Raw genomic sequence first — 24,438 nt, forward strand, 5'->3', positions numbered from 1 at the left:
AGGTAAGCGAGTTCACTCCTTATCGAGTGAAGTGTGAACCACTCCCACAAGAAGTGGGAACCTTACGATTGGATAAAGTGAACCTTCCATGATTTTAGTAATGGAGCGAAGAGGTATGAATGTAGCTTTTTTTCTTATACCTAAAAAGGATATAGTCTATTTGAAAGAAAAATCGACAATGCGCCAAGCATTGGAAAGGATGGAATATCATAGTTATTCGGCGGTCCCTCTCATTGATAATGATGGAAAATATGTCGGAACCATTACTGAAGGAGATTTGCTTTGGAAGCTTAAAAATACTCCTGGTTTAACCTTTCATAATACGGAAGACATTCATTTAAGTGAAGTGGAGCAACATGTTCAAAATTTGCCTGTCACTATCGATGCCCAAATTGAGGATTTGATATCTCGAGCTGTCGTACAAAATTTCGTTCCTGTTGTTGATGACCAACAAACCTTCATCGGAATCGTGCGGCGACGCGAGATGATTGAATATTGTTCGCAATTATTGCTTCAACGGAAAGTGGAGTAACTGGTTAACAGCTGGTATTTAAAATGTGTTCATCGGCATATCTGAGAAAGGCCACGGCTATCGTGGCTTTTTATTTCACTTGGAATTATTTTTTCGTTTGCTTCTTCAGGCCTTGGGTTTAGAATGAAGAACCGAAAATTTAGTGAAAAATTATAGGATAAATACAGAAAAGAAAAGTGTTTGCAATCCGAAAGACAGATTTTTCAATCACAAATTGAGATGCTAAACTTAGTTTATAAACTAATCTTGCAAAGGAGTTTAGTATCTCAATAACGTAAAATCATAAGGAGGTTTGGCAGACGGGAAGTCTTACGATTGGATAAGACAAAGAAATATCATTAAACTACTTTAAAATCTGGAGATTAGACATATAATAGTAAGGCAATTTTAGAGGGAGAGGGGGCTGGAAAATGCCAACGCGTCAAAAATTCGATCAAGATCTGGAAGATTTGCGCCTTAATATCCTTGATCTAGGTAAGATGGTGGATGAACGAATTGGCTTAGCAATAAAGTCTTTAATTAATCAAGACTTAGATTTAGCTAACACTATAATAACCGGCGATTCCGCAGTTAATGATCTCCAAGCGATTGTTGAAGAAAACTGCATTCGCTTGATTGCGACTCAACAGCCGTTTGCCCGCGATTTGCGGAAAGTTGTGGCAGGTTTGAAAATTTCTATGTATCTTGAAAGAATGGGCGATTTGTCTGTTGATTTGGCAAAGTTAACCCACAGAATAGGTCAAGAATCATTGATCAAGCCGTTAATAGATATCCCTCAAATGAGTGATACGGTCAAAGAAATGCTTGAACTTGGCCTTAAAGCCTATGTCCAAGAAGACTGTGACGCTGCAGCTTCTATGGCAATAATGGATGACGATGTGGATAAAATATATTCTCGAGTTTTTGAAGAGTTAAAAGTTATTATGATGACTAAACCGCATCAGGTACAGCAAGCTAATTATCTTCTTTTTGCCTGTAGGTTTTTAGAACGACTGGGGGATTATTGTACAAACGTCTCAGAGGAAATTGTCTATCTTTGCTCCGGAAAACGAGTAAATTTAAATGATTAACATCATAGAGCTGAACATGGGAGCACGAATGCGCACAAATTGAGCAATATTGAAGAAAATTTAAGGATGGAGATTATCTCCATCCATTTTTTATCGTTTAGGAAAGTATATATTTAGGACCTGTGGATAAGAATGAGTGTGGATCAGCACACTTTCTTGTATTAGGAGAAAGTATAACCTTCAGTTGTATACTTTCTTCTAGCATGAATGCCGCTTTCGCCAGAGCCTGAAAGAAGGGGTAATCTTACGAAGATATCGCAAAAATTTTTAAATGTGATGCGGGATTGTGATTAAAACCACATCAGTAAACACCTTGATTTGTTAAACTATCTGTATATCGGGTTAAGATAAACTTTAAGACTTACTTATCTTGGGAGGAAAATCTCATGGAGCAGAATGTGCAGCAGAATGGGTTTCAGGTTGAACATTGCCGATCAAATTGTCCCAAATCTGCTTGTAATTGGCAAAATCTTTATGAAACAATGGTTATCAAACTGAATGACTTAAATCTTCTTCAAGTGCTTTCTCAAAAAATAAATCCTATTCATTATCATCACTTTCCGAAAATTAGTATAGCTGGCTGCCCCAATGGGTGTTCCCAACCAGATATAAAGGATTTTGGCATATCCGGGTATGTCGTTCCCCAAATTACTCAAAGGCAGTGTGCGGAGTGTAATGCTTGTGTCGATGCGTGCTTAGAGAAGGCACTACAAAGGAATAGTCAAGAAATTATTATCGATTGGTCAAGCTGCATTTCATGCGGAGATTGTTTAAGAGTTTGTCCGACTGGTACCTTGTCCGCTGGTGAACAAGGATGGACAATACGTTATGGCGGGCGGGTTGGGCGTCACCCACGATTTTCCAAATTGGCCGGTCGAGTCAAAAATGATGACGAAGCAGTGTCTTGGATTTCAGAAGCATTGCAGCAATATATTACTCAGGGTCAGCAGCAAGAACGATTGACCCATTTCTTGGAATCTGTTGATCTTACTCTGAAGAAGAATGAGAACGTGCAGAGCGGTCATGTATCCAATGGCTTAATTTCTGAGGATCAGAAACCGTAATGCTCTTTTTATCAATTTCTATTAAATTCGAATCTTTTAATTCGCTTAAAATACGACTGACGGATTCCCTGGCTAAGCTGCACATTCCGGCGAGTTCCGTGGCTGATAAAGGAATTGTAATTAATACCCCCTTGGGAGTCTGCTGACCATGAACATGGGCCAGGGCATAGAGTTTGGCACCTAAACGTAAGCGAGCATCGCCAATAGATAAATTTCTGATTTGTCTGTAGGAACGACGCAAATCCAATGCTAACATTTTGTAAAAATCCCAAAGAGCAGCGGGGTTCTTTTCAATGAACTGTATTAAAGTATCACGATTCAAAGCTAAAACTTCTGTTTCTTCCATCGAGAGTGCGGCATGAGGATATGGCCTTCCGTCTAAAACGATTTCAGGGAAGAAAACTGGGGGGCTTAAGACACGAATGATTTTTTCATTGAACTCTCCCATTAAATATAACCTGATTCTTCCGGATAAAAGAAGATATAGAGTATTTCCTTCGTCAGCGGCAAAATAAAGATATTGTTTTGGACCATAAATCCGCGTACGCCCATGGGTTAGGCAAAAATCGACAAAGTTACCAGGCATGGCAGCAAAGGGTGTATTTGTTAATAATTCTTTTATTTGTGTTTCGTTTAACACGTCTTACCTCCCCTAGAATTAATCTAAAATAGTAGTTTCATTATAGCCTAAAAAGAAGTATGATTTAAAATCGAATTCCTATGCAAGTCAACTTTTTAATACTCGTAAGTGAAATTTTTGATGTCAGGATAAGACTTGGTTTTTTGGAAAAACTATAAAGGGCCATAACGTTTTAATTAAAAGGGAGGATGGATATGGGTACGCACAAAAAAGTTTCACGCCCGAAATCTCCTGTTACCAAATCTGATCCCCACTATACCGAATATGATACTCAAAAAGAGCGAAATATTCAAAGATCAATACCCAATAACGGTTAACAAGAATGAGGAGTGTGTGAATGCCACTCCTCATTCTTCTGTTAGGGGATTAAGTTCGGATCTACAGGTTTGATCATTAAAGATGTTGGAGAAATCAGGCTCCTTCTGAGTTAGGCTTCAAATCATGGCGGAAGGATTTCCTTTGCTCTTTGTCGAATAAAATTGATAATACAGAAATCTCAGGGGGGTTCTCAACGATGCTGGAGGAACTGTCTGGCACAATTCCAATAGAAAAGATACTCGATAATACGAATAATGCTGTAATTGCAATTAATTTAGAAGGACAAATAATATATGCTAATAGGGCTGTCTATAATATTTTGCAAACCCCGGATCGAGACCTTGTTGGGCAATCGATCACAACGTATTTCCCTGGAACAGGACTATTGAGAGTATTTGAGAAGGGAATCGCTGAGCTGGGTCAGCAGCTGACCATGAATAATAAGGTTCTATTAAGCAATCGCACTCCTATTTATATTCATGGTGAATTGGTAGGCGCTGTTGCAGTTTTTCAAGATATCACAGTCCTCCAAAATCTAATTGACAACATGGTAATTGAACATGAAAAAACAAAACAACTTCAGCGGACTCTTGAAGTCGTTCTGGATACAGCTTACGATGGTTTAATTGTTGTGAATGAAAAGGGAATCGTAACCATGACAAATCAAGCGTTTACCAATTTCTTTAATAAATCTCCTGAGGAAATGATTGGAAAGCATATTCAGGACATTTATGAAAATCCAAAATTTACGGAGGTATTGGTAACGGGGCAACCTGTTCATGGATATATTCATGATTTAAACGGTCATGAAATTATTGCCAGCAGGATTCCTATCAATCAAGAAGGTAAGATAGTAGGTGCTTTGGGGAAAGTTGTATTTAAAGATGTCAATGAACTTTATGCTTTAACTAAAAAGGTAAATTCTTTACGCTCGGAACTTGATTACTATAAGAAAACTATTTTAGAAAAGAACTTTTCTGCCTTGGAACTTTTAAAGGGGAAAAACCCCCGCATGGTTTCCTTAGTACAGATAGCACTTAGAGTTGCAAAATCAGAGTCAACCGTACTTTTAAGGGGCGAAAGCGGCACAGGAAAAGAATTGTTTGCCCAATTGCTTCATATGGAAAGTCTAAACAAAGAGGGCCCTTTTATAAAGGTAAATTGTGCGGCTGTGCCAGGGAATCTTCTTGAATCTGAATTATTCGGCTATGAAGAAGGTGCTTTTACGGGTGCTCGCAAAGGAGGCAAAATTGGAAAATTTGAACTAGCTGATGGCGGTACCCTGTTCTTGGATGAGATCGGAGATATGGAAATGGCTATGCAGGTAAAATTGCTGCGTGTTCTTCAAGAACGTGAAATCGAACGTCTAGGCAGCAATAAGCCTCGAAAAATACATGTTAGGCTAGTAGCAGCGACGAATCGCGATCTGGAAACAATGATCCGTGAGAAACAGTTTCGTGAAGATTTATATTATCGTTTAAATGTGGTGACGTTGACTATTCCTCCCCTTAGAGATAGAATCGAAGATTTAGATGCTCTGATTGATACATTTATAAAGAAGTTTAATTTGCAGTTTGCCCAGTCCGTTACAGGTATTTCTGAAGAAACAAAAAATGTCTTCATAAATTATCGCTGGCCTGGAAATGTTCGAGAACTTGAGAACATTATTGAGAGGGCCTTTAATATGCTTGATGGTTCGGAAATCCAATTGAAACATTTACCAAATTATTTGCAGATCTTAGCAGGTAATGAAACTCGCCATTTTTCGGGTGGATCACTGGAGAGCATTTTAGATGCGGTTGAAAAAGAAGCCTTAATTTATGCTTTAGATGCTGCGAACGGGAATAAAGTACAAGCTGCAAAAAATTTAGGACTATCGCGAGCAGGCTTGTACAAAAAATTAATTAAACATAATCTTCATAAATAATTAGAATCGACAAAATATTTTCTCCATTAATGTCTTATTTTAGATTTAAAGATCAGAAAATTAAAATGTATATGTAAACGTAAGTAGACATGTCTACTAAAATGAACATGTTAATTATTTCGCAATAAATCGCAAAAGCATAATAACGTCTTAAATATGTGTCAACAAAAGTATACAGTTAAAATTTCGAGTTACGATTATTATCTTATTGCTAACAATTGGAAGGCTTGTCACCATTGAGGTTCAAGATTCTGAATCTATTGAATAGTAAAATGGCACAGAAATTGCAATAAGATTCATACGATTCGGGAATCACCCATTTCTGCGGGAACGTAAAAATTTTAATAGAAAAAAGGAGGAGCATGTGTGAAAACTATCATGGTTATTGGGGCAGGACAAATGGGTGGCGGGATCGCCCAAGTTGCAGCTCAAGCAGGTTATTCAGTTATTCTAAATGACATTAAGGAAGAATTCGTAAATCGCGGTCTTGGAATCATAGAGAAAAACTTAAAACGATCTGTTGAAAAAGGTAAGCTAATGGCTGAAGAAAAAGATGGGATTTTGAGCCGAATCACAAAATCAACATCTTTACAAGATGCAGTTTCAGCAGATTTGGTTATTGAAGCTGCAGTAGAAAATATGGCCATTAAGGTACAAATATTTTCTCAGCTTGATGTTATTTGCCCTGAACATACGATTCTTGCGACAAATACATCATCTCTCCCAATCACTGAAGTCGCTGCCTGCACCAAGCGTCCAGAGAAAGTGATAGGGATGCACTTCATGAATCCTGTTCCGGTAATGAAACTTGTCGAGGTTATTCGTGGTTTAGCAACTAGTAATGAGGTTTATAGTACTATCGAAGACCTTAGTATAAAAATGGGTAAAACGCCGGTAGAGGTCAATGACGCTCCAGGATTTGTTGCTAACCGTATTTTAATTCCCATGCTCAATGAAGCTATTTTTACGCTTAATGAAGGGATTGCAACGGTTGAAGCCATTGATAACGTTATGAAGCTAGGAATGAACCACCCTATGGGTCCTTTGGCATTAGCTGATTTGATTGGTTTGGATACTGTCTTGTCAATCATGGAAGTTCTTCATGAAGGACTTGGAGATAAATATCGTCCATGCCCATTACTCCGCAAATATGTCAAAGCAGGTTGGCTGGGACGCAAGACTGGCCGAGGCTTCTATCAATATGAGTCGTGATCATAGGGCCGTCTAACGGGCTAATACAAGTCTTGAGGGATATCTGCTCTTTATGAGTAAGACATTTTTCGATTTGTAACAACGAGGAGGTCAAAGCGTGGAGTACACAAATCTATTACTTCAACATCAAGGTAATATTGCCGTTCTAACGATCAATCGACCAAAAGCTTTAAATGCCTTAAACAGCGACACCTTGTCGGAACTGTCCGCCGCGCTTGATGAACTGGGGAGAGATTCCAGTGTCAAGGCAGTTATTATCACAGGCAGCGGTGAAAAGGCATTTATCGCCGGAGCGGATATTTCGCAAATGAAAGACTTTTCTCCTTTAGAAGGCCGCCGTTTTGCTCAGTTGGGTCATGCAACGTTTCGCAAACTTGAACTTTTGCCTCAACCGGTAATTGCCGCTGTTAATGGTTTTGCCTTGGGCGGAGGATGCGAATTATCGATGGCCTGCGACATCCGGATTGCCAGCGAAAATGCTAAATTTGGGCAGCCGGAAGTGACTTTAGGACTGACTGCCGGATTCGGAGGTACACAACGATTGCCGCGTCTGGTGGGTACAGGACTTGCTAGTGAATTATTATTTACGGGCGATATTATTGATGCTCAGGAAGCTTACCGAATAGGACTCGTCAATAAAGTTTATCCATTAGAGTCTCTTATGGAAGAAGCGCTGAAACTTGCCCAACGGATTGCCGGACGAGCTCCTGTGGCCGTTCAGTTAACAAAGAGCGCCATTCAAAGAGGAATTAATTTAGATTTAGACAGTGCCCAAGCTTATGAAGCAGAAGTTTTCGGTTTAACCATGAGTACTTCGGACCAAACAGAGGGTTGTACAGCATTTGTGGAAAAAAGAAAACCAAACTTTGAAGGACGTTAAAAAAAATTTGGAGGTTGAATATTATGAATTTCGATTTAACTGAAGACCACGTTATGATGCGTAAAATGGTTCGTGACTTTGCGGAGAAAGAATGTGCTCCGGGGGCTGAACATCGTGATGAGACTGAAGAATTTTCCGTAGAAATTTGGAAAAAAGCAGGGGAGCTCGGCTTGGCAGGTATCACTTTCCCTGAAGAGTACGGCGGTGTAGGTGCTGACTATATTTCCTATGCCATTGCTGTTGAGGAACTTTCCCGGGTTGATGCCTCAGTGGGCGTTACGATTTCTGCCCACTCCAGTCTTTGTGCCAATCCCATTTATAAATTTGGTACAGAAGCTCAAAAGAAAAAATATCTTGTACCATTGGCTACAGGCGAAAAACTTGGTGCCTTTGGCTTAACTGAACCCATGGCCGGCTCCGATGCTTCGGGAACAAGAACGACAGCAGTTCGTCAAGGTGACGAGTACATCATCAATGGCAGTAAGATCTTTATTACCAATGGCTACTACGCCGATACTTATGTTGTCACTGCTCAAATGGATAAGAGCAAAGGAAATCGCGGAATTGCTGCTTTCATTCTTGAAAAGGGAATGCCGGGTTTCTCTTTTGGCAAAAAAGAGAAGAAGATGGGAATCCGTTCTTCCGCAACCTATGAGCTAGTGTTTGAAGATGTTCATGTACCTGCTGAAAATCTCTTGGGTGAAGAAGGCCAAGGATTTAAAATTGCGATGCAAACCCTTGATTTCGGACGAATCGGAATTGCTTCCCAAGCTTTAGGAATTGCTCAAGGAGCATATGAACAATGCATGAAGTATGTTAAAGAACGTGTACAATTCGGCAAACCTATTTCAGAATTCCAAAACACCCAGTTTAAACTTGCTGATATGGCAACCCAAATTGAAGCTGCTCGCTTGCTCGTATACAAAGCATGCAAAATGGCGGATGCCCATGTATCGGTTTCCAAGTTATCAGCAATGGCTAAAATGTTTGCTTCTGAAACTGCAATGGCTGTAACCACCATGGGTGTTCAACTCCACGGTGGATATGGTTATACACGCGAGTATCCCGCTGAGCGTATGATGCGTGATGCCAAAATTACGGAAATTTATGAAGGAACGAATGAGATTCAACGTGTAGTTATTAGCAGCCATATCCTTAAAGGATAATACACTAGTCCTTCAATATTAGAATATTGTTGTAGGAGATGACTAAATGAAAGACGTTGTTATCGTTAGCGCAGTCCGTACACCAGTGGGTTCTTTTGGCGGGGCTTTAGGACAAATTCCTGCCGCCGAACTTGGGGCAATCGTTATTAAAGAGGCCATCAAGAGGGCTGGAATCACCCCTGATCAAGTTGACGAAGTCATTTTAGGCAACGTTCTGCAAGGCGGATTAGGACAAAATCCTGCTCGCCAAGCTGCAATGAATGCCGGAATTCCCCAAGAAGTTCCTTCATGGACTCTTAATAAAGTTTGTGGTTCGGGCATAAAATCTGTCGTTTGTGCAGCTCAAGCAATTATCGCCGGAGATGCAGATATAGTTATTGCTGGCGGAATGGAGAGCATGTCACTTGCCCCCTATGTTCTTCCTAAAGCAAGAACAGGTTATAGAATGGGAAATGCAAATGTCGTAGATCTTATGATTAATGATGGTTTAACAGATGCATTTCATAATATTCACATGGGAATTACGGCAGAAAATATAGCTGAACAATTTGGTATTTCACGCGAAGAACAGGATCGTTATGCTGTATCGAGTCAAAACCGAGCGGAAGAGGCAATCAAAGCCGGGAAGTTTAATGAAGAGATTGTACCTGTAAGTATTCCTCAGCGTAAGGGAGACCCAGTTGTATTTTCCCAGGATGAATTCCCTCGTTTCGGAGCAACTTATGAGTCTGTAGCTAAATTACGCGGCGCCTTCAAAAAGGAAGGGACTGTAACCGCTGCAAACGCATCAGGCATTAATGATGGTGCAGCAGCAGTTGTTGTTATGTCGAAGGAGAAGGCATTAGAACTGGGACTAACACCTATAGCAACCATTAAATCTTGGGGTTCCGCCGGGGTAGACCCGCGCATAATGGGCACAGGCCCGATTCCTGCGACTCGGAAAGCCTTAGAAAAGTGCGGTTTGAAGATAGAGGATATTGACCTTGTTGAGGCGAACGAGGCTTTTGCATCTCAAACTTTAAGGGTAGCTAAAGAACTAAACCTCAATATGGATATAACCAATGTCAATGGTGGAGCTATAGCCTTGGGGCATCCCGTGGGAGCTTCGGGAACAAGAATTTTAGTTACTTTACTTCATGAGATGAAACGCAGAAATTCAAAACGAGGGTTAGCGACTCTTTGTATCGGCGGCGGTCAAGGGATTGCTTTAATTGTAGAACGTTAGAAATAAATTATATTAGGAATTTAACGCCAGAGGTTACCACAACTTAATCAAATTATATGAAACGGCTTGTTAACAACTTACCATTGTTACAAGCCGTTTTTATCCAGTTTTTAAGCCCCCCGCTTTTATAGAGTCCCCATCTGAAGCCCCGATGTTCAGCTTTAGCTGAACGAGTTCACTTCCTTATTTGATTGAAAAACTTGTAAACTTTAGTTTGCAAGTTTTTATTATGTTTAGGGAACCCTATACATACAAACAAAAAAATGTGTAAATAAACATATATCTAAGCAGGAATTTGTTTATTCGCACAGAATTAATGTTAATATGTTAATGTGGTACTATACTAACTATGAACGTTGGAGCATTAAGAGGAGGTAAAAACAAATGAGTTTACGAGTAGCTATTAATGGGTTCGGTCGGATTGGCAGATTAACACTTCGCGCTGCCCTCAAACAACAATCACTGCCTTTTGAGGTAGTCGCTATCAATGACTTGGGAAGCCCAGCTTTATTAGCCCATTTATTCAAGTATGACTCTAACCACGGGATTATTCCTAATTCAGTTGACCTTGATGGAAATACTATGATTATTGATGGAAAACGCATTGAAATTTTAGCTGAAAGAAATCCTTTAGATTTGCCATGGGCGAAGCTCGGTGTTGATATTGTCATTGAATCAACAGGACGTTTTACAAAACGTGATGCTGCAGCTCAACACCTTACTGCAGGGGCTAAAAAAGTCGTCATCTCTGCGCCGGCAAAAAATGAAGACATAACCATTGTATTAGGTGTCAATGAGGAGAAATACGATCCTAAAAATCATCATATTATCTCTAACGCATCATGCACCACAAACTGTCTTGCCCCGGTAGCCAAAGTATTACTCAATGCTTTTGGAATCGAGCAAGGAATGATGACAACCACTCACTCAGTAACAAATGATCAAAGGATTTTAGATTTAGAACATTCCGATTGGCGTAGATCGAGAGCAGCCTTTCAATCCATGATTCCGACAACAACAGGGGCAGCTAAAGCGGTAACCCTTGTTCTTCCTGAATTGGAAGGTAAAATGAATGGACTTGCTGTTCGAGTACCAACCCCAAATGTTTCTTTAGTAGATTTTGTCGCTAATTTAAGCAGGCCGACAACGAAAGAAGATGTCAATGCAGCTTTGCGCCAAGCCGCAAATAATGAATTGAAGGGTATACTTGACTACACAGATCTTCCTCTCGTTTCCCGTGATTTTAATGGAAACCCGGCAAGCTCGATTGTTGATGGCTTATCGACAATGATGATGGGGGATCGAATGGTCAAAGTGTTATCTTGGTACGACAATGAGTGGGGCTATTCTAATCGTGTTGTCGATTTGGTAAAATTGATTGTTGCGAAAGGTTTGTAATCAGGAGGAATTAATAATGAGAAGGACTAAAATTGTCTGCACGATAGGCCCGGCAAGTGAATCTAGAGAAAATGTTCAAGCTCTTCTAGCTGCGGGAATGGATGTTGCACGACTAAATTTCTCCCATGGAACCCATGAGGAACATGGACGACGAATTGCGGTTTTAAAAGAAGAAGCAGCAAAAATCGGCAAGCATTTAGGAATTCTTCTCGACACAAAAGGCCCGGAAATTCGTACCGGAATGGTTCCTAATGAGGGAGTTAGATTAGAAAATGGTATGAGCTTTACCCTCGATACGGATCTCAGCCTTGGGAATCAAGAACGGGTAGGTATTACTCACAAAACGTTGTGGCAAAGTGTTAATCCCGGGACCCATGTATTAATTGATGACGGTCAACTCGATCTAGAAGTAAGCACTGTAGAACAAGGAATAATTCGGACCGTCGTCCGTAACGGTGGGATTCTAAAATCGCAAAAAGGCGTTAATGTCCCTGGTATTCATGTCGATTTGCCGGCAGTAACAGAAAAAGATATTGATGACATTCGCTTTGGTGTTTCGCAAGGAATTGATTTCATCGCGGCATCGTTCACTCAAAAGGCTGTGGATATTTTAGATGTGCGCAGAATTGTCGAAGATATGGGCGCTGAAGTTCATATTATTGCCAAAATTGAAAGCCAAGAAGGCATCGCTAACTTGGATTCAATCCTAGAAGTCGCAGATGGATTAATGGTAGCCAGGGGAGACTTAGGGGTTGAAATCCCCGTCGAGGAAGTTCCTATTTATCAAAAAGAAATGATCTCTAAATGTAACTTCATGGGGAAGCCGGTAATAGTAGCAACCCAAATGCTGGACTCAATGATTCGGCAGCCTCGGCCAACGCGTGCAGAGGCAAGTGATGTTGCCAATGCTATTTGGGACGGAACTGATGCCATTATGTTATCGGGTGAAACAGCTGCAGGTCAGTTTCCAATCCAGGCTGTTCAAATGATGGATAAGATTGCACGCCGAACAGAAAGGACATTTTTGGAAAGTCAAGCTAAGCGCCATCCGCAGTTAAATGTTGCTGAAGCGATTAGTTATGCAACATATAATATAGCCAAGGATCTTGATGCGGCAGCTATTCTAACTCCAACCCATTCTGGTTTGACGGCAAAAATGATTTCTAAATATCGTCCTAAAGCTTTGATAGTTGCGGCTGCACCACTTGCTACTACTGCACGAAAGCTGTCACTCCAATGGGGAGTTCAACCTATTGTCGTTCCTGAAAGTTCGGGTACTGACGAAATGCTGTCTGTAGCTGTGAATAGTGCCTTAACCATGAATTATATTTCTTCGGGTGATGTAGTTGTTATTACTGCGGGCGTACCAATCGGTAAAGTTGGTTCGACCAATATGATTAAAGTCCAAATTATTGGAAATATTCTCTCCAAAGGAACTGGTATTGGACGTAAATCGTTCTCCGGTTTAGCGCAAAAAATCAAGAATCCTGCACAGGATAATTTCAATCAGGGAGACGTTTTAATTGCCGAAAGTACTGATGCCAGCTTTGTACCTCTTATTGCTCGTGCAGGTGCACTTGTCGTAGGAGAAGGAGGATTGACTTCTCATGCGGCAATTGCTGCTTTGCAGTATGGAATACCCGCGATTGTTGGTGCAAGGGAGGCCTTTACAAAAGTAACCAATGGGCAGTTGGTAACCGTTGATGCACTTACAGGTATCTTATATGAAGGTTCGATGAGCATTCTTTAAAAACGTTAACAACAGAAAGGAGGGAGATCGTGAGTTCTGAAAGGCAGGATGAAATTCAATGGTTGCTCCAAGAGCATGGCAATTTAACTGTCACTGAATTGGCCAAACGGTTTAATGTTTCGGAAATGACAATTCGACGAGACTTGAAGAACTTAGCCGCTCTTGGTCTGATTCAGCGCGAACATGGACGAGCGATCTATCCTCCAGTTCTACCAACGGAAATTTTGATGATGAGTATGGGAGAAGCAGAGCGTGAGAAGTCTAGGATCGGACATTTAGCTGCAACTCTTATCACCGAAGGCGATTCGGTTATCTTGGATGCAGGAACTACAACGCTTGGTGTAGCTCAAGCTCTAACGACTAAATGTACCGTGATTACCAATTCAATACCCATTGCAGGTGTTTTGGGAAACCGAAATGAGATTACCGTTTTACTAACTGGAGGAGAAGTTCAGGGTAAAAACTTTGCTCTTGTTGGACCACTTACACGATCTGTTCTGAAAGGCTTTAATGCCGATAAACTATTTTTAGGAGCAACCGGTGTTGCTATTGAACGTGGTTTATCAACTGCTAATATGCTTGAATCAGAAGTTAAACAAGAAATGCTTAAAGTTGCTAAAGAGGTCATCCTTGTTGCGCATAGTGCCAAGATTGGCCAAATCTATTTTCATACTTTTGCGCGCTGGGACAGTATCCAAACGTTAGTAACCGATTCCGGTCTAGAGGAAGAAATTCGGGATAAATTGAATTCTATGGGAGTTAAGGTTCTTCTTGCCTAAGTTGCAAAATCCAACGCTAAAAATTCCGCACAACGTTAAGTTTGTGCGGAATTTTAAATGCAATTTTTTCCCCAAAAATAATTAATAAGACCCCCACTTTTAGAAGCGGGGGTGGGTCCTTTGTAAACTTGCATTAGCTGAACGAGTTCACTTGGGAAGATTTAAAGAGTCTTTCTCGTTAATGTGTCGCTTAAAACTTGATAAGTTGTGAGCAAAATTACCTGTATTGGTCATTTGGTCATCGATAGTATCCTTATCCATCGTACTTTGTGAACGAGAATTTAATACGTCAATCATTCCCGCGTTTTGTAATTCAGTGGCAATTTCGAAGAGAGAATCTCGTTTTTCTAATGGTAATTGATTGACAAAACGATTTATTTTTACAGGGGGAACGAGATTGCGGATTTTAACGCCTCCAAATTTCAGAATTCGTTCCGGCAAAAGGATCCTCCTCCTTTTTAAAACGTTTGAACACTATTAGTATCTGCCGAATGACTTTAAAAATACGTTCAAAAAGGTTTATTATTCGTCATCTTTGCATCTTTGCCTGCTTCTATTTTTTAAAAGGTATTTTAAGTTTTTCGTCGAACAAACTAATCTGGAGAAATTAAAAAACATGCTGTGTTCCTATAATGAACAAACAGCACGTTGACCATTGGATGGAGGAAAAATCATAGTGTTAGTAACTGATGGCATTCATTTAATCGATGGAGTTAAGGGTGCCCACGTTTACGTCGTGACGGGTTTACATACCTTTTTAGTTGATTCAGGTATGCCGGGACAAGAAGATCGCATACTTAAGTATTTAAATTCTATTGGGCTTGACCCAACGGCTACGGAAGGAATAATTCTCACGCATTATGATATCGATCACGTCGGAAGTGCAGCCAAACTGCAAAAAACTATGAAATGTCCGCTGTATGCCCATTCCCTTGAGATACCTTTTATTAACGGACAATTGAAACGTCATGGAATAAAACGTTGGTTACCCTTGTTAACTCGTCCTATTTACGGAAAATTAACTATTCCAGAAAACATTTGTTCCCTCAAGGATCAAAAGCTATTTGGGGAATGGGAAATAATACCAACCCCTGGACATACTCCGGGACATATCGTTCTCTATCGGAACGGTGTCGCAATTGTCGGGGACCTTTTTCAAGGAGGAGAACTTCGTTTGGCGCCGAAGTTTTTTACATGGGATAAAGAAAAATTAATAGAATCGGCCCGAACAATAACAAGTCGTCCCTTGCGCTGGATTCTCCCTGGACATGGACCGGCGACTCCTGCGTCGAGTCATTGGCTGGATAACCTTCAAAGAACGTTGAAGTGAACTCGTTCAGCTAAAGCTGAACATCAGGGTCTCGGTGACGAAAGTGTCCTGTGGACGCTTTCGCCGAAAGCGCCTGGCCCACTATTGGAGGGTTTCATTATCGACAAACTTGACTCTGCTTAAAGTCTCTTTAACTTGACCTCGGATAAACGACAAATATTCTTGCCGAAGGACTTCCTGTTCTGCTTTTTCCCAATCTTCAAGACCTTCGGACCTTTGTTTCTTGGAAAGTTCATTAATTCGTTGAATTAGGATATTAATTGGAGTGCTCAAAAATAGTTCCCCTTCCATTAGGATTGCTGACATTATAATAGTTTATTATAACATGTTGAATAGGATAATGACAGATTCACAAATGAGCTAATAATTAAACCCAAACTTGCCTTTGTTCATCAAACTATGTTTATTATAGATTAGGAAGGTGAAAAATGTAGAAGAATTTCACTTGCTTGAATATGTTTAAGGAGGCGTACATATGGGGTTATCAGGCAAAAGTCGACTGCGAGTTCGTTACGCAGAAACAGATCAAATGGGAATTGTTTATCACGCGAACTATCTTATTTGGTTTGAGGTAGGCCGTTCCGAATTTTTTCGAGATTTAGAACTCCCGTATACAAAGTTTGAGGAGCAAGGATTTTCGTTAGCAGTAATTGAGGCTAATTGTCGATACCGAAAACCTGCTCATTATGATGATGAACTAGAAATAATTACGACCATCGAGAAAATCACTTCGCGTTCAATAACGTTCTTATATGATATATATCGGGATAATACGCTTCTAGCCCAAGGAAAAACAGCCCACCTCTTCATCAATAAAGAAGGCCGCCATACAGATATTCGAAATACCGATTTATGGGCTCAGATTCAATGGCTTGTTAACAAAAACTGACTTAAGGTTATGAATTGACATTTTTTATGGACTCAGATCCCGCGAGAAACTTGTTTTCTATTTTGTATTATGGTATTATGTATACATAATCCATAATACAATTGAGAGAAGGGGATTCTATGTTTCTTGTAACATGGATCGAAGGCGAAGAAGTAAACTATCGGTTGGTTAAGAAGCAGGAACTTCCGCAATTGATGGCCATTATTGGGCAGCACGCAATTATTCAAAAATTGGCATCTTAGTAAGTATGTCTGCGGTTAAGATATAACTCACTGATATATTATTATAGACTTAAATGTCCATTGCTTATAAGCATGGACATTTATTTTTTTAGGCCTGCAGGGATAATATTGACCCACATCGAATTATAATACATGTATCGTCTTCGTTAGGGAGGTAACATGATGCCCTTTAAAATTCTTGTCGATAGTGCCTCAGACATCCCTGTAGATCGCGCTAAGGCAGCAGGTATTGAAACGGTTCCGATGCCGGTAACTATTGATGGCAATACTTATCTTGAAGGAGTAAATCTTAACATACAGGATTTTTATACTCAATATCGCCGCTACAAAGAATTGCCGAAAACTTCTCAGCCTAATCCCAATACTCTTTTGGAGCATTACGAACGATGGCTATCTGAGGGCTGCGATGTGGTGGCGATTCATCTTTCATCAGGTCTAAGTTCTACCTTTGCAACGGCTCAAATGATTGCCGAAACAACATCGGCTCCTGAGCGAGTTCATATTATTGATAGCCTGGGAGCTTCCTTTGGGTACGGTTTACTGGCCATTTTGGCACAGCAAGTTCTTGCCTCGGCAACGACCTGGAAGGATGCGGAAGCGGAGATTCTTGATATTCGAGCCAAGATGCGATATATTTTTACATTAGATACCCTGGAGTATTTGGTTAAAGGGGGCAGAGTGAGTAAAACTGCCGGATTCCTTGGCGGTTTACTCGATGTCAAACCCGTTTTACATATGACCTCGGAAGGGAAAATTGAACCTTTTGCCAAAGTACGTTCCAGACGAGCAGCAATCCGCAAGTTAGCTGAGGTGTTAGAAGAGGAAATCGATCATCCGGAAGAACAAATCATCGGTATTTCTCATTCTGCGTGTTATGAAGAAGCATTGATTCTTGCACGGGAAATCCAAGAGCGCGTCGTAGTAAAAGATATTTGGATCAGTGATATTGGCTGTGTTGTCGGCAGTCATACAGGGCCAGGCACTCTCGCACTTTTTTATCAGCGTAAAGTATAGCAAGAATAGGGGGCTACTCTTCTTTGAAATTTATAATGGTTGTAATACTGACGGTATCGATGATAATAAGCAATATATCGGTTACTTATGCTTCGAACATGCCTTCGACGAATCAATCGTTACCTCAGATACACGGCGAGGGTGCTTATTTGATTGATGTTCAATCTGGTCAGACACTGTTTGCTAAAAATCCAGACGAACAACTGGCACCTGCCAGTACTACAAAAATCATGACCGGACTTCTAGCAATCGAACGGGGAAATTTGAATGATATTGTGACAGCCTCCTCTACTTTACTCAATAGTAAGCTTGTTTATGGGACTCAGATTTACTTACGGCCTGGTGAACAAATGTCACTTCAGAATTTGCTTTACGCAATGTTGTTAAACTCCGCCAATGATGCTGCAGTAACCGTAGCTGAATATATCGGCGGAAATGTCAGTAATTTTGTCGCTCTTATGAATCAAAGAGCTCTTGAGATCGGTGCTACTCGGACGCATTTTGTCAATCCCAGCGGTTTAACCGCAGATGGTCATGTCACCACAGCTCATGATCTAGCCTTAATTGCTCGGGTTGCTTATCAAAACCCTGTATTTGCTCAATATGTACGTACTAAGTCTCATGTTATTCCCAGAGCAAAGCCGGATGTTCCAACCCAAATGATGAATGAAAACAAATTGTTATGGCGAGATTCCGACGTCGATGGAATAAAAACAGGTTATACGGCGGCAGCGGAAAACTGTCTTGTAGCCTCGATGACAAGAAATGGCCGTCAATTAATTGGCGTGATTCTTAAATCACCTGGCCGTGAAATTTATACAGATATGCAGGCAATGCTCGATTATGGTTTTACCCAATATACTGATCAGGTTTATAAACCTGCGGGTTCGGTGCTGGGTGCAATAACGGTTAACAATGAAAAGGTTGATTTAAAGCTAGGGAAGCCAATCTACTTAACACAAGGGGTCAATGGTCAAACCTCTTCAGTATTAAGTTTAAAGATATTGTCTCCTTCGAAGATCCTGAACTCAGTTGAGGAGGGTCAGGCGGTTTCTCAAGTGCAGGTTTATGATGGCGGCAACCTCTTAGATACGCTTCCTCTTAATGCTTCGAGGACTGTCCTGCCCCCAAAAGCTCAAGAGGATCCAAAACCTAATGGCCTGCCTTGGCCTTTAGGTATTATGAGTCTAGGAGTATTTTTGCTGTTTCTCTATCGTTTTAAGCTCTTGGCGAAACGCCAGGCACGGAAACGAATTTTGCTTGCTAGAAGAAGGGAGTCTAGTTAGTGAACCAAGTAACCAAGTCGTTTTTTATTCGAAGTTTGAAGTTTATTGCTTTTTGGTTAGTCATTGGTATTTTAATTTACTTAGTAGGTCACTTTAGTTATCTTTTTTTGCCTTTTATTTTGGCATTTATCATGACTGCAGCCATAAGCCCGCTTAAGAATTTTCTTATCAGAAAAGTCCGTCTTCCCCAAGTCCCAGCGGTACTGACAGCTATGATTGTAGAAATTGGGGGAGTAGGCGTCATAATTACTCTTTTAGTCCTCCGCCTGGTTCGAGAAATTCAAGAAATTTATATTCATTGGCCATTCTATAATCGGTTATTACAACACTTTATAACTCATTGGCTTACGAAATTTGAAGTGTATTATCTAAATATCCCGGGTACTGAGGATAGTATAAATAATACTGTTAAAGAATTTGTAAGCAGAGTGCCTAACGTTCTATCAAATGTTTTGACATTTGCTGCAAAAATTCCAGAATTTATTATTATCATAGTCATTGCTTTGGTGGCGACATTTTTTATGTCCAAGGGGAGCAAACGCTATCTAAGTGACTTCGTAAATATTTTTCCTCAGGAATGGCGTGAAGAGTTACGAGAATTGGGCTATGATTTTGCACGTGCTTTTGCGGGATTTGTGCGGGCAGAATTCATTGTCTTTTTGGTTACCCTCTTTTTATCCATTGTTGGCTTGCTGATTATTCACACTAAATTTGCCATCGTTTTAGGAACTATTACAGGGATCTTTGGTATACTTCCCGTGTTAGGAGTGGGAATCATTTTAGTTCCTTGGGCCCTCATTGCTTTCCTTGGGGGGCATAACTTGTTGGCGCTGGAACTTGTTTTTCTCACGATTATAATTACTATTGTCAGGCACGTTATCGAACCTAAAATTTTGGGAGATAATGTGGGACTCGATCCCCTTTTTGTTCTTATCAGCATGTACATCGGTTTAGCTTCTACGGGGATTGTCGGTTTGATTTTAGGACCATTTATTCTCATTGCCTATCATGCACTGAGTAAGGCGGGTGTTTTTCGCAATCTTTAATTTGGTAAATCGATTTATAAATTATAATAATAAGGTATAGGAATTAGCCATTTAGGAGTTGAACCACTTGAGTAAGGAAAAAAATGTAGTCACTTTAACATATGGCTGTCAAATGTCAGAAAGGGATGCTGAGACTCTGACAGAAATTACACGGCAAGAAGGATATAATAGAACGGATGACCTTGAACATGCTGACTTAATTATCGTTAATACATGCTGCGTCAGAGAAAGTGCTGAAAATAAAATCTTAGGCAAAATCGGTGATCTCAAAAAACTAAAGGAAAAGAATCCAAACTTAAAAATTGCAATCAGCGGTTGCATGGTTCAACAACCTGGTGCCTTAGAGCGGCTGCAAAAACGTGCTCCCCACGTAGATATCTGGATGGGGACTCACAACTTGCACGAATTTTCTGAGCTGCTGCATCGTTCTGACACTGGAGCAAAAGTTGCTGAGGTTTGGCAGGAACCTCATGAAACAAAAGAATCAACACCTTTGGCGGAAAAAGGAAAGCTTCAGGCCAATGTGAATATTATGTACGGCTGTGATAATTTTTGTTCGTATTGTATTGTTCCCCATGTTCGGGGGAGAGAGAGAAGCCGCAAGCCGGAGGATATTATTCAAGAAATTAAGAATCTGGTGGCCAGTGGCTGTAAAGAAGTTACTTTACTAGGGCAAAATGTAAATTCCTATGGAAAAGATTTCGACCCTCCCTATGATTTCGCAGATTTACTGCAGGAAGTGGATCAAATACCTGAACTTTTGCGTGTGCGTTTTATTACCTCTCACCCCAAAGACTTGTCGGATAAATTAATTCAGACAATAGCCAAAGGAAGTAAACTATGCGAACACTTTCATCTGCCGCTTCAATCGGGCAGTAATTCTATTTTAGCTTGTATGAATCGGCAATATACTCGGGAATACTATTTGAGTATCGTCAAAAAAATTCGCGAGCTTCTTCCTCAGGCGACACTGACAACTGATATCATTGTTGGTTTTCCTGGCGAAACTGAGGAAGACTTCGAACAAACCCTTGCAATGATTGGTTTAGGACATTATAGTCAGGCTTTTACCTTTATGTATTCAAAACGCTCAGGCACACCGGCGGCAAGTATGGAAGAGCAGATTCCTTTGCCTGTCAAAAAGCAGCGATTGCAAAAATTGATGAGCCTGCAAAACGAAGAAAGTTATCAACTAAGACAAAGAATGATCGGGAAATGTTATGAGGTTTTGGTTGAAGGACCAAGTAAGACCAATCCTAATCGCCTGACTGGCCGGACGCGTGGAAATATTCTTGTTGTTTTTGATGGCCCTCAGGAAATCATCGGTTCCTTAGTATCTCTGCGAATTCTGGAGGCAGGGTCATGGACTCTAGTAGGCGAACTCGTAGAATCGAAGTGATCGTTAAGCACTTTTTAACTGCCTAAGACTGGAGTTAAGCAGGAATTGAGTTGTTTGATGTAGAATGTAACAAATATGGAGGTGTGTATAAGTGACGAATGAAATAATTGAGAAGGCTCAGATTCTAGCAGATGCAATTGCTCGAAGTCCGGAGCTTGCTGAATTACATAGCAAAGAAGATGCTATGACTGCTGATGAGTCCGCACAAAAACTGATTGCTGAGTTACAGAAAGCTCAGGAACGTTTTATGGAGATGCAGCAAAATAATCAAGAGCTTTCTGAAGAGGATAAAAAAGCGGTTGATGAAATTGAATCTCGGGTAGAGGCTAATCCTGCTATTTCCGATTATATGAAAGCACAGGATGAGTTTACCCAAATGTTGGACAGTGTAAATGCCATCTTGGCAGGCGCTATTGCTAACTCTTCGGATAGTTGTTCCTGTGGAGACGGCGGCTGTTCCAGTTCTGGATGCGGAGGCTGCAGTTGCGGCTAATTCTCAAGAGGAAGACTGAAATTCACTAAGGGAAGAGCTAATCTATAGCTCTTCCCTTTTAAGATTTAGCTGCTGGCGTAAAATGAACTCAAGAGGAGATATTAGGGATGACCACCCCGATGATGAAACAATATCAAGGCATAAAGGCAACGGTTCCTGACGCGATACTCTTTTATCGACTTGGTGATTTTTATGAAATGTTTGGTGAAGATGCTGAATTAGCAGCACCGATCCTGCAAATTGCCTTAACGAGTCGAGACGCGGGGGAAGGCAAACGGATACCTATGTGCGGTGTTCCCTATCACGCAGTTGAGACATATATGGTAAAACTCGTAAGTACGGGGCATAAAGTTGCCATTTGCGAGCAAGTTGAAGACCCGAAAGCTACGAAGGGTATTGTTAAGCGAGAAATCATTCGTATTGTCTCTCCGGGTACTTTAACTGAGTCGATTTCTGAACGCAGCAATCGTTATTTGGCGAGTGTTTTTTTTAATGTTCAGTGGGGCTTGTCCTTTTTAGATTTGTCAACAGGAGAGTTTGCTATTTTTCAGACCTCGGAAGTTGAGGCCTTGCTCGCCGAGCTTTCCCGCATTAATCCTGCTGAAATTTTGCTGCCGCCTGAACTTATAAAGAAAGCAAAACTTTGGTCTGGATACTACTGCAGTGTTCGAGATCTTAAGTCTTATGAGAGTACGGTATTTAAACTGCGCTTCTCTGCTCAAGCTCCTTTGCTTCAAGAATTCCCTGTGGCGGCTTCAGCAGCATCCGCTCTCTGGGACTATTTGCTGGAAACGATGCCGGGCGTTGATCCCTCGCATATTGTCGAGATTAAAACGTATCGCTCAGAGCAATGGATGTTTCTCGACCAGTGGACTCGACGAAACCTTGAACTTACTGAATCCTTAAGAAATCAGGGTAAAAAAGGGACACTCTTGTCTGTCCTCGATCTGACTCAAACTGCTTTAGGCGGACGATTACTGAGACATTGGATCGATAAACCTTTGCTCGTGCAAGCTGATATTGAACAGCGTTTAAATACTGTTGAAGAGTTAACACATGATTCCTTTTTACGTCAAGATTTGATGAAAATCTTGGCTAAAGTCTATGATTTGGAACGATTAATGGGAAGAGTATCTTACGGAACGGCCAATGCTAAGGACTTATTATCCCTGGCTCAAACCTTGGCCCTTCTACCGGCAATTCGTGAGATTCTTAACTCAAACACTGCAACTATTTTGAAACGGAAAATTCCTGTATTGGAGGGACTTGATCCTTTAGTCAATACACTTCTCAATGCTCTCAATCCTTCTCCGCCTATATCTCTGCGGGATGGAAATATCATTAGAACCGGATATTCCCAAGAGGTGGATGAATTGCGCTCTATTGCAACGGGTGGAAAAGAGTGGGTCGCTAAGCTTGAAAACGCCGAACGTGAAAGGACTGGGATACGATCCTTGAAAATTGGCTATACCAAAGTTTTTGGCTATTATATAGAAATCACGCATTCCAATGCCCATCTTGTACCTGAGGCTTATATCAGGAAACAGACTCTTTCAAATGCGGAACGATTCATAACTCCGGAACTAAAAGAGTATGAAGAAAAAATCTTAGGTGCTGAAGAACGATTAAAGGAATTAGAGTTTCAACTTTTCCTGGAGCTTAGAGAAGATGTTCGTTCCTATACTCAGGCTATCCTCAAGGCGGCCGATAGTTTAGCAGAAATCGATGTCTTCGTAAGCTTGGCTGAAGTTGCAGTGCGTAAACGCTACATTCGTCCTCAAATAACAATAGATGGTGAGCTTTCAATTTCAGAGGGGCGGCATCCAGTCGTAGAAGATATGTTAGAGGCGGGTGTCTTTGTACCGAACGATACGCAGTTGTCCAGGGAGCGACATTTGGCGATCATTACCGGCCCCAATATGGCAGGAAAGTCTACTTATATGCGACAAGTAGCTCTTATTGTCTTGATGGCACACATTGGATCCTTTGTGCCTGCCAAACAAGCGACAATTAGTTTAGTTGATCGAATTTTTACCCGGGTAGGGGCGTCGGATGATTTAGCGGCAGGACAAAGCACCTTTATGGTCGAAATGCATGAGGTAGCACATATTTTGCAATATGCTACCAGGAAGAGCTTAATCATTTTGGACGAGATTGGACGAGGAACGGCAACCTTTGATGGTTTAAGCATTGCTTGGGCTGTCGCAGAATACTTAGTTCAACATCCAGATTTCAACCCTAAAACCCTTTTTGCAACGCATTATCATGAATTGACCCAACTTGAAGATGATTTTAATGGTCTTTTCAATCTTCATGTCGGCGTAAAAGAACGCGGAGACGACATTGTCTTTTTACATAAGATATTACCGGGCCGCGCCGATCGAAGTTATGGTATCCAAGTGGCCCGTTTAGCCGGTCTTCCCCATGAGCTCCTACAGAGAGCTAAAACCTTACTGTTGGAACTAGAGGCGTCCAAATCTGCCCCTAGTCCAATAGATTCTTCCCAAGCTGTCACCCAGTTCTCCCTTTTTGACGTTCCGCAGACCCATCCAATTTTAGAGGAATTGGCTCAACTGCCATTAGAAGATATGACCTCACGTCAAGCCTTACAGTATCTCTATGATCTAAGAGATCGAATCCAATCAACTTAGTAAACTCGTCCAGCTAAAGCTGAACATCGAGCCTTCAGTGACGAAACTGTCCTGTGGACAGTTTCCCCGAAAGCGCCTAGCCAATAACAAATGTTATCGCGCTGAAGGACAAATGATTTTAATGCAC

Annotated in this window: 24 protein-coding genes; 21 read left to right on the top strand and 3 right to left on the bottom strand. The window is 40.9% G+C overall.

All coding sequences use genetic code 11. The features are described 5' to 3' along the window. Nucleotides 1-115: 115 nt before the first annotated feature. The 3 genes from B5771_RS19850 to B5771_RS19860 all read left to right on the top strand — a co-directional run bounded on the left by B5771_RS19850 (nucleotide 116) and on the right by B5771_RS19860 (nucleotide 2,666). Nucleotides 116-532 carry a CBS domain-containing protein gene (locus B5771_RS19850; protein ID WP_088189306.1) on the top strand — a complete coding sequence of 139 codons (417 nt, stop codon included), beginning with the start codon at nucleotides 116-118 and terminating at the stop codon, nucleotides 530-532. A gap of 410 nt (nucleotides 533-942) precedes the next feature. Next, complete coding sequence (phoU, locus tag B5771_RS19855) at nucleotides 943-1,602, top strand: phosphate signaling complex protein PhoU (RefSeq protein WP_088189092.1); 660 nt, start codon at nucleotides 943-945, stop codon at nucleotides 1,600-1,602. A 386-nt stretch (nucleotides 1,603-1,988) separates the two neighbouring features. Next, nucleotides 1,989-2,666 carry a 4Fe-4S dicluster domain-containing protein gene (locus B5771_RS19860; RefSeq protein WP_242966907.1) on the top strand — a complete coding sequence of 226 codons (678 nt, stop codon included), beginning with the start codon at nucleotides 1,989-1,991 and terminating at the stop codon, nucleotides 2,664-2,666. On the opposite strand, the gene B5771_RS19865 is transcribed toward B5771_RS19860, so the two are convergent. After that, on the bottom strand, nucleotides 2,590-3,306 hold the full coding sequence (locus B5771_RS19865; RefSeq protein WP_242847040.1) for a Crp/Fnr family transcriptional regulator: 717 nt from the start codon (nucleotides 3,304-3,306) through the stop codon (nucleotides 2,590-2,592). The genes B5771_RS19860 and B5771_RS19865 overlap by 77 nt on opposite strands. 194 nt (nucleotides 3,307-3,500) lie before the next feature. Here B5771_RS19865 and B5771_RS25120 point away from each other — a divergent pair, with 194 nt between their 5' ends. The 9 genes from B5771_RS25120 to B5771_RS19905 all read left to right on the top strand — a co-directional run bounded on the left by B5771_RS25120 (nucleotide 3,501) and on the right by B5771_RS19905 (nucleotide 13,961). Then, complete coding sequence (locus tag B5771_RS25120; RefSeq protein ID WP_282433363.1) at nucleotides 3,501-3,623, top strand: hypothetical protein; 123 nt, start codon at nucleotides 3,501-3,503, stop codon at nucleotides 3,621-3,623. 197 nt (nucleotides 3,624-3,820) lie between these two features. Then, nucleotides 3,821-5,551 (top strand): sigma 54-interacting transcriptional regulator, encoded by a 1,731-nt coding sequence (locus tag B5771_RS19870; RefSeq protein WP_088189093.1) that lies wholly within the window; start codon nucleotides 3,821-3,823, stop codon nucleotides 5,549-5,551. A 366-nt stretch (nucleotides 5,552-5,917) separates the two neighbouring features. Beyond that, nucleotides 5,918-6,763, top strand: coding sequence for a 3-hydroxybutyryl-CoA dehydrogenase (locus tag B5771_RS19875; protein ID WP_088189094.1), 846 nt, complete (start codon nucleotides 5,918-5,920; stop codon nucleotides 6,761-6,763). 97 nt (nucleotides 6,764-6,860) lie between these two features. Continuing rightward, nucleotides 6,861-7,643: a short-chain-enoyl-CoA hydratase gene (locus B5771_RS19880; RefSeq protein ID WP_088189095.1), complete on the top strand. Its 783-nt coding sequence runs from the start codon at nucleotides 6,861-6,863 to the stop codon at nucleotides 7,641-7,643. Nucleotides 7,644-7,666: 23 nt separating this feature from the next. Beyond that, nucleotides 7,667-8,809 (top strand): acyl-CoA dehydrogenase, encoded by a 1,143-nt coding sequence (locus tag B5771_RS19885; protein WP_047808106.1) that lies wholly within the window; start codon nucleotides 7,667-7,669, stop codon nucleotides 8,807-8,809. 46 nt (nucleotides 8,810-8,855) lie between these two features. Beyond that, nucleotides 8,856-10,034 (top strand): acetyl-CoA C-acetyltransferase, encoded by a 1,179-nt coding sequence (locus B5771_RS19890; protein ID WP_088189096.1) that lies wholly within the window; start codon nucleotides 8,856-8,858, stop codon nucleotides 10,032-10,034. Between the two features lie 384 nt (nucleotides 10,035-10,418). Beyond that, on the top strand, nucleotides 10,419-11,432 hold the full coding sequence (gene gap, locus B5771_RS19895; protein ID WP_088189097.1) for a type I glyceraldehyde-3-phosphate dehydrogenase: 1,014 nt from the start codon (nucleotides 10,419-10,421) through the stop codon (nucleotides 11,430-11,432). Nucleotides 11,433-11,448: 16 nt separating this feature from the next. Continuing rightward, nucleotides 11,449-13,182 carry a pyruvate kinase gene (gene pyk / locus B5771_RS19900; RefSeq protein ID WP_088189098.1) on the top strand — a complete coding sequence of 578 codons (1,734 nt, stop codon included), beginning with the start codon at nucleotides 11,449-11,451 and terminating at the stop codon, nucleotides 13,180-13,182. Between the two features lie 29 nt (nucleotides 13,183-13,211). Beyond that, entirely contained in the window at nucleotides 13,212-13,961 is a 750-nt protein-coding gene (locus B5771_RS19905; RefSeq protein ID WP_047808102.1) for a DeoR/GlpR family DNA-binding transcription regulator, read from the top strand. 147 nt (nucleotides 13,962-14,108) lie between these two features. Here B5771_RS19905 and B5771_RS19910 read toward each other — a convergent pair whose 3' ends face one another. Then, nucleotides 14,109-14,402, bottom strand: a complete 294-nt coding sequence (locus B5771_RS19910; protein WP_088189099.1) for a hypothetical protein — start codon at nucleotides 14,400-14,402, stop codon at nucleotides 14,109-14,111. Nucleotides 14,403-14,637: 235 nt separating this feature from the next. On the opposite strand from B5771_RS19910, the gene B5771_RS19915 reads away from it, so the two are divergent. Then, on the top strand, nucleotides 14,638-15,291 hold the full coding sequence (locus tag B5771_RS19915) for an MBL fold metallo-hydrolase (protein WP_088189100.1): 654 nt from the start codon (nucleotides 14,638-14,640) through the stop codon (nucleotides 15,289-15,291). An 81-nt stretch (nucleotides 15,292-15,372) separates the two neighbouring features. Here the strand turns inward: B5771_RS19915 and B5771_RS19920 are convergent, their stop codons facing one another. Next, entirely contained in the window at nucleotides 15,373-15,564 is a 192-nt protein-coding gene (locus B5771_RS19920) for a DUF896 domain-containing protein (RefSeq protein WP_242847039.1), read from the bottom strand. Between the two features lie 202 nt (nucleotides 15,565-15,766). Between B5771_RS19920 and B5771_RS19925 the strand changes: the two genes are divergently transcribed. The 8 genes from B5771_RS19925 (at nucleotide 15,767) to mutS (ending at nucleotide 24,311) form a co-directional block, all read left to right on the top strand. Further along, entirely contained in the window at nucleotides 15,767-16,180 is a 414-nt protein-coding gene (locus B5771_RS19925) for a thioesterase family protein (protein WP_088189102.1), read from the top strand. A gap of 119 nt (nucleotides 16,181-16,299) precedes the next feature. Further along, complete coding sequence (locus tag B5771_RS25125) at nucleotides 16,300-16,422, top strand: hypothetical protein (RefSeq protein ID WP_282433364.1); 123 nt, start codon at nucleotides 16,300-16,302, stop codon at nucleotides 16,420-16,422. Nucleotides 16,423-16,584: 162 nt separating this feature from the next. Further along, on the top strand, nucleotides 16,585-17,436 hold the full coding sequence (locus B5771_RS19930) for a DegV family protein (protein WP_088189103.1): 852 nt from the start codon (nucleotides 16,585-16,587) through the stop codon (nucleotides 17,434-17,436). A 23-nt stretch (nucleotides 17,437-17,459) separates the two neighbouring features. Next, entirely contained in the window at nucleotides 17,460-18,722 is a 1,263-nt protein-coding gene (locus B5771_RS19935; RefSeq protein ID WP_242966908.1) for a D-alanyl-D-alanine carboxypeptidase family protein, read from the top strand. Next, a complete protein-coding gene (ytvI, locus tag B5771_RS19940) occupies nucleotides 18,722-19,768 on the top strand; it encodes a sporulation integral membrane protein YtvI (RefSeq protein ID WP_088189104.1) in 1,047 nt (348 codons plus the stop codon). The genes B5771_RS19935 and ytvI overlap by 1 nt, the downstream gene beginning before the upstream one ends. A 67-nt stretch (nucleotides 19,769-19,835) precedes the next feature. Continuing rightward, nucleotides 19,836-21,167: a tRNA (N6-isopentenyl adenosine(37)-C2)-methylthiotransferase MiaB gene (miaB, locus tag B5771_RS19945; RefSeq protein ID WP_088189105.1), complete on the top strand. Its 1,332-nt coding sequence runs from the start codon at nucleotides 19,836-19,838 to the stop codon at nucleotides 21,165-21,167. 91 nt (nucleotides 21,168-21,258) lie between these two features. Continuing rightward, entirely contained in the window at nucleotides 21,259-21,660 is a 402-nt protein-coding gene (locus tag B5771_RS19950; RefSeq protein ID WP_047808094.1) for a YlbF family regulator, read from the top strand. Nucleotides 21,661-21,767: 107 nt separating this feature from the next. Further along, nucleotides 21,768-24,311 carry a DNA mismatch repair protein MutS gene (gene mutS, locus B5771_RS19955; RefSeq protein ID WP_088189106.1) on the top strand — a complete coding sequence of 848 codons (2,544 nt, stop codon included), beginning with the start codon at nucleotides 21,768-21,770 and terminating at the stop codon, nucleotides 24,309-24,311. Nucleotides 24,312-24,438 lie beyond the last annotated feature (127 nt).

The sequence above is a fragment of the Desulfosporosinus sp. FKA genome, from assembly GCF_002196785.1.
Lineage (GTDB): Bacteria > Bacillota > Desulfitobacteriia > Desulfitobacteriales > Desulfitobacteriaceae > Desulfosporosinus > Desulfosporosinus acididurans.

Coding starts and splice junctions, on each gene's coding strand:
- phoU (WP_088189092.1), top strand. CDS start 943: ATGCCAACGCGTCAAAAATTCGATCAAGATCTGGAAGATTTGCGCCTT.
- B5771_RS25120 (WP_282433363.1), top strand. CDS start 3,501: ATGGGTACGCACAAAAAAGTTTCACGCCCGAAATCTCCTGTTACCAAA.
- B5771_RS19885 (WP_047808106.1), top strand. CDS start 7,667: ATGAATTTCGATTTAACTGAAGACCACGTTATGATGCGTAAAATGGTT.
- pyk (WP_088189098.1), top strand. CDS start 11,449: ATGAGAAGGACTAAAATTGTCTGCACGATAGGCCCGGCAAGTGAATCT.
- B5771_RS19930 (WP_088189103.1), top strand. CDS start 16,585: ATGCCCTTTAAAATTCTTGTCGATAGTGCCTCAGACATCCCTGTAGAT.
- B5771_RS19925 (WP_088189102.1), top strand. CDS start 15,767: ATGGGGTTATCAGGCAAAAGTCGACTGCGAGTTCGTTACGCAGAAACA.
- B5771_RS19850 (WP_088189306.1), top strand. CDS start 116: ATGAATGTAGCTTTTTTTCTTATACCTAAAAAGGATATAGTCTATTTG.
- B5771_RS19890 (WP_088189096.1), top strand. CDS start 8,856: ATGAAAGACGTTGTTATCGTTAGCGCAGTCCGTACACCAGTGGGTTCT.
- B5771_RS19860 (WP_242966907.1), top strand. CDS start 1,989: ATGGAGCAGAATGTGCAGCAGAATGGGTTTCAGGTTGAACATTGCCGA.
- gap (WP_088189097.1), top strand. CDS start 10,419: ATGAGTTTACGAGTAGCTATTAATGGGTTCGGTCGGATTGGCAGATTA.
- mutS (WP_088189106.1), top strand. CDS start 21,768: ATGACCACCCCGATGATGAAACAATATCAAGGCATAAAGGCAACGGTT.
- B5771_RS19870 (WP_088189093.1), top strand. CDS start 3,821: ATGCTGGAGGAACTGTCTGGCACAATTCCAATAGAAAAGATACTCGAT.
- B5771_RS25125 (WP_282433364.1), top strand. CDS start 16,300: ATGTTTCTTGTAACATGGATCGAAGGCGAAGAAGTAAACTATCGGTTG.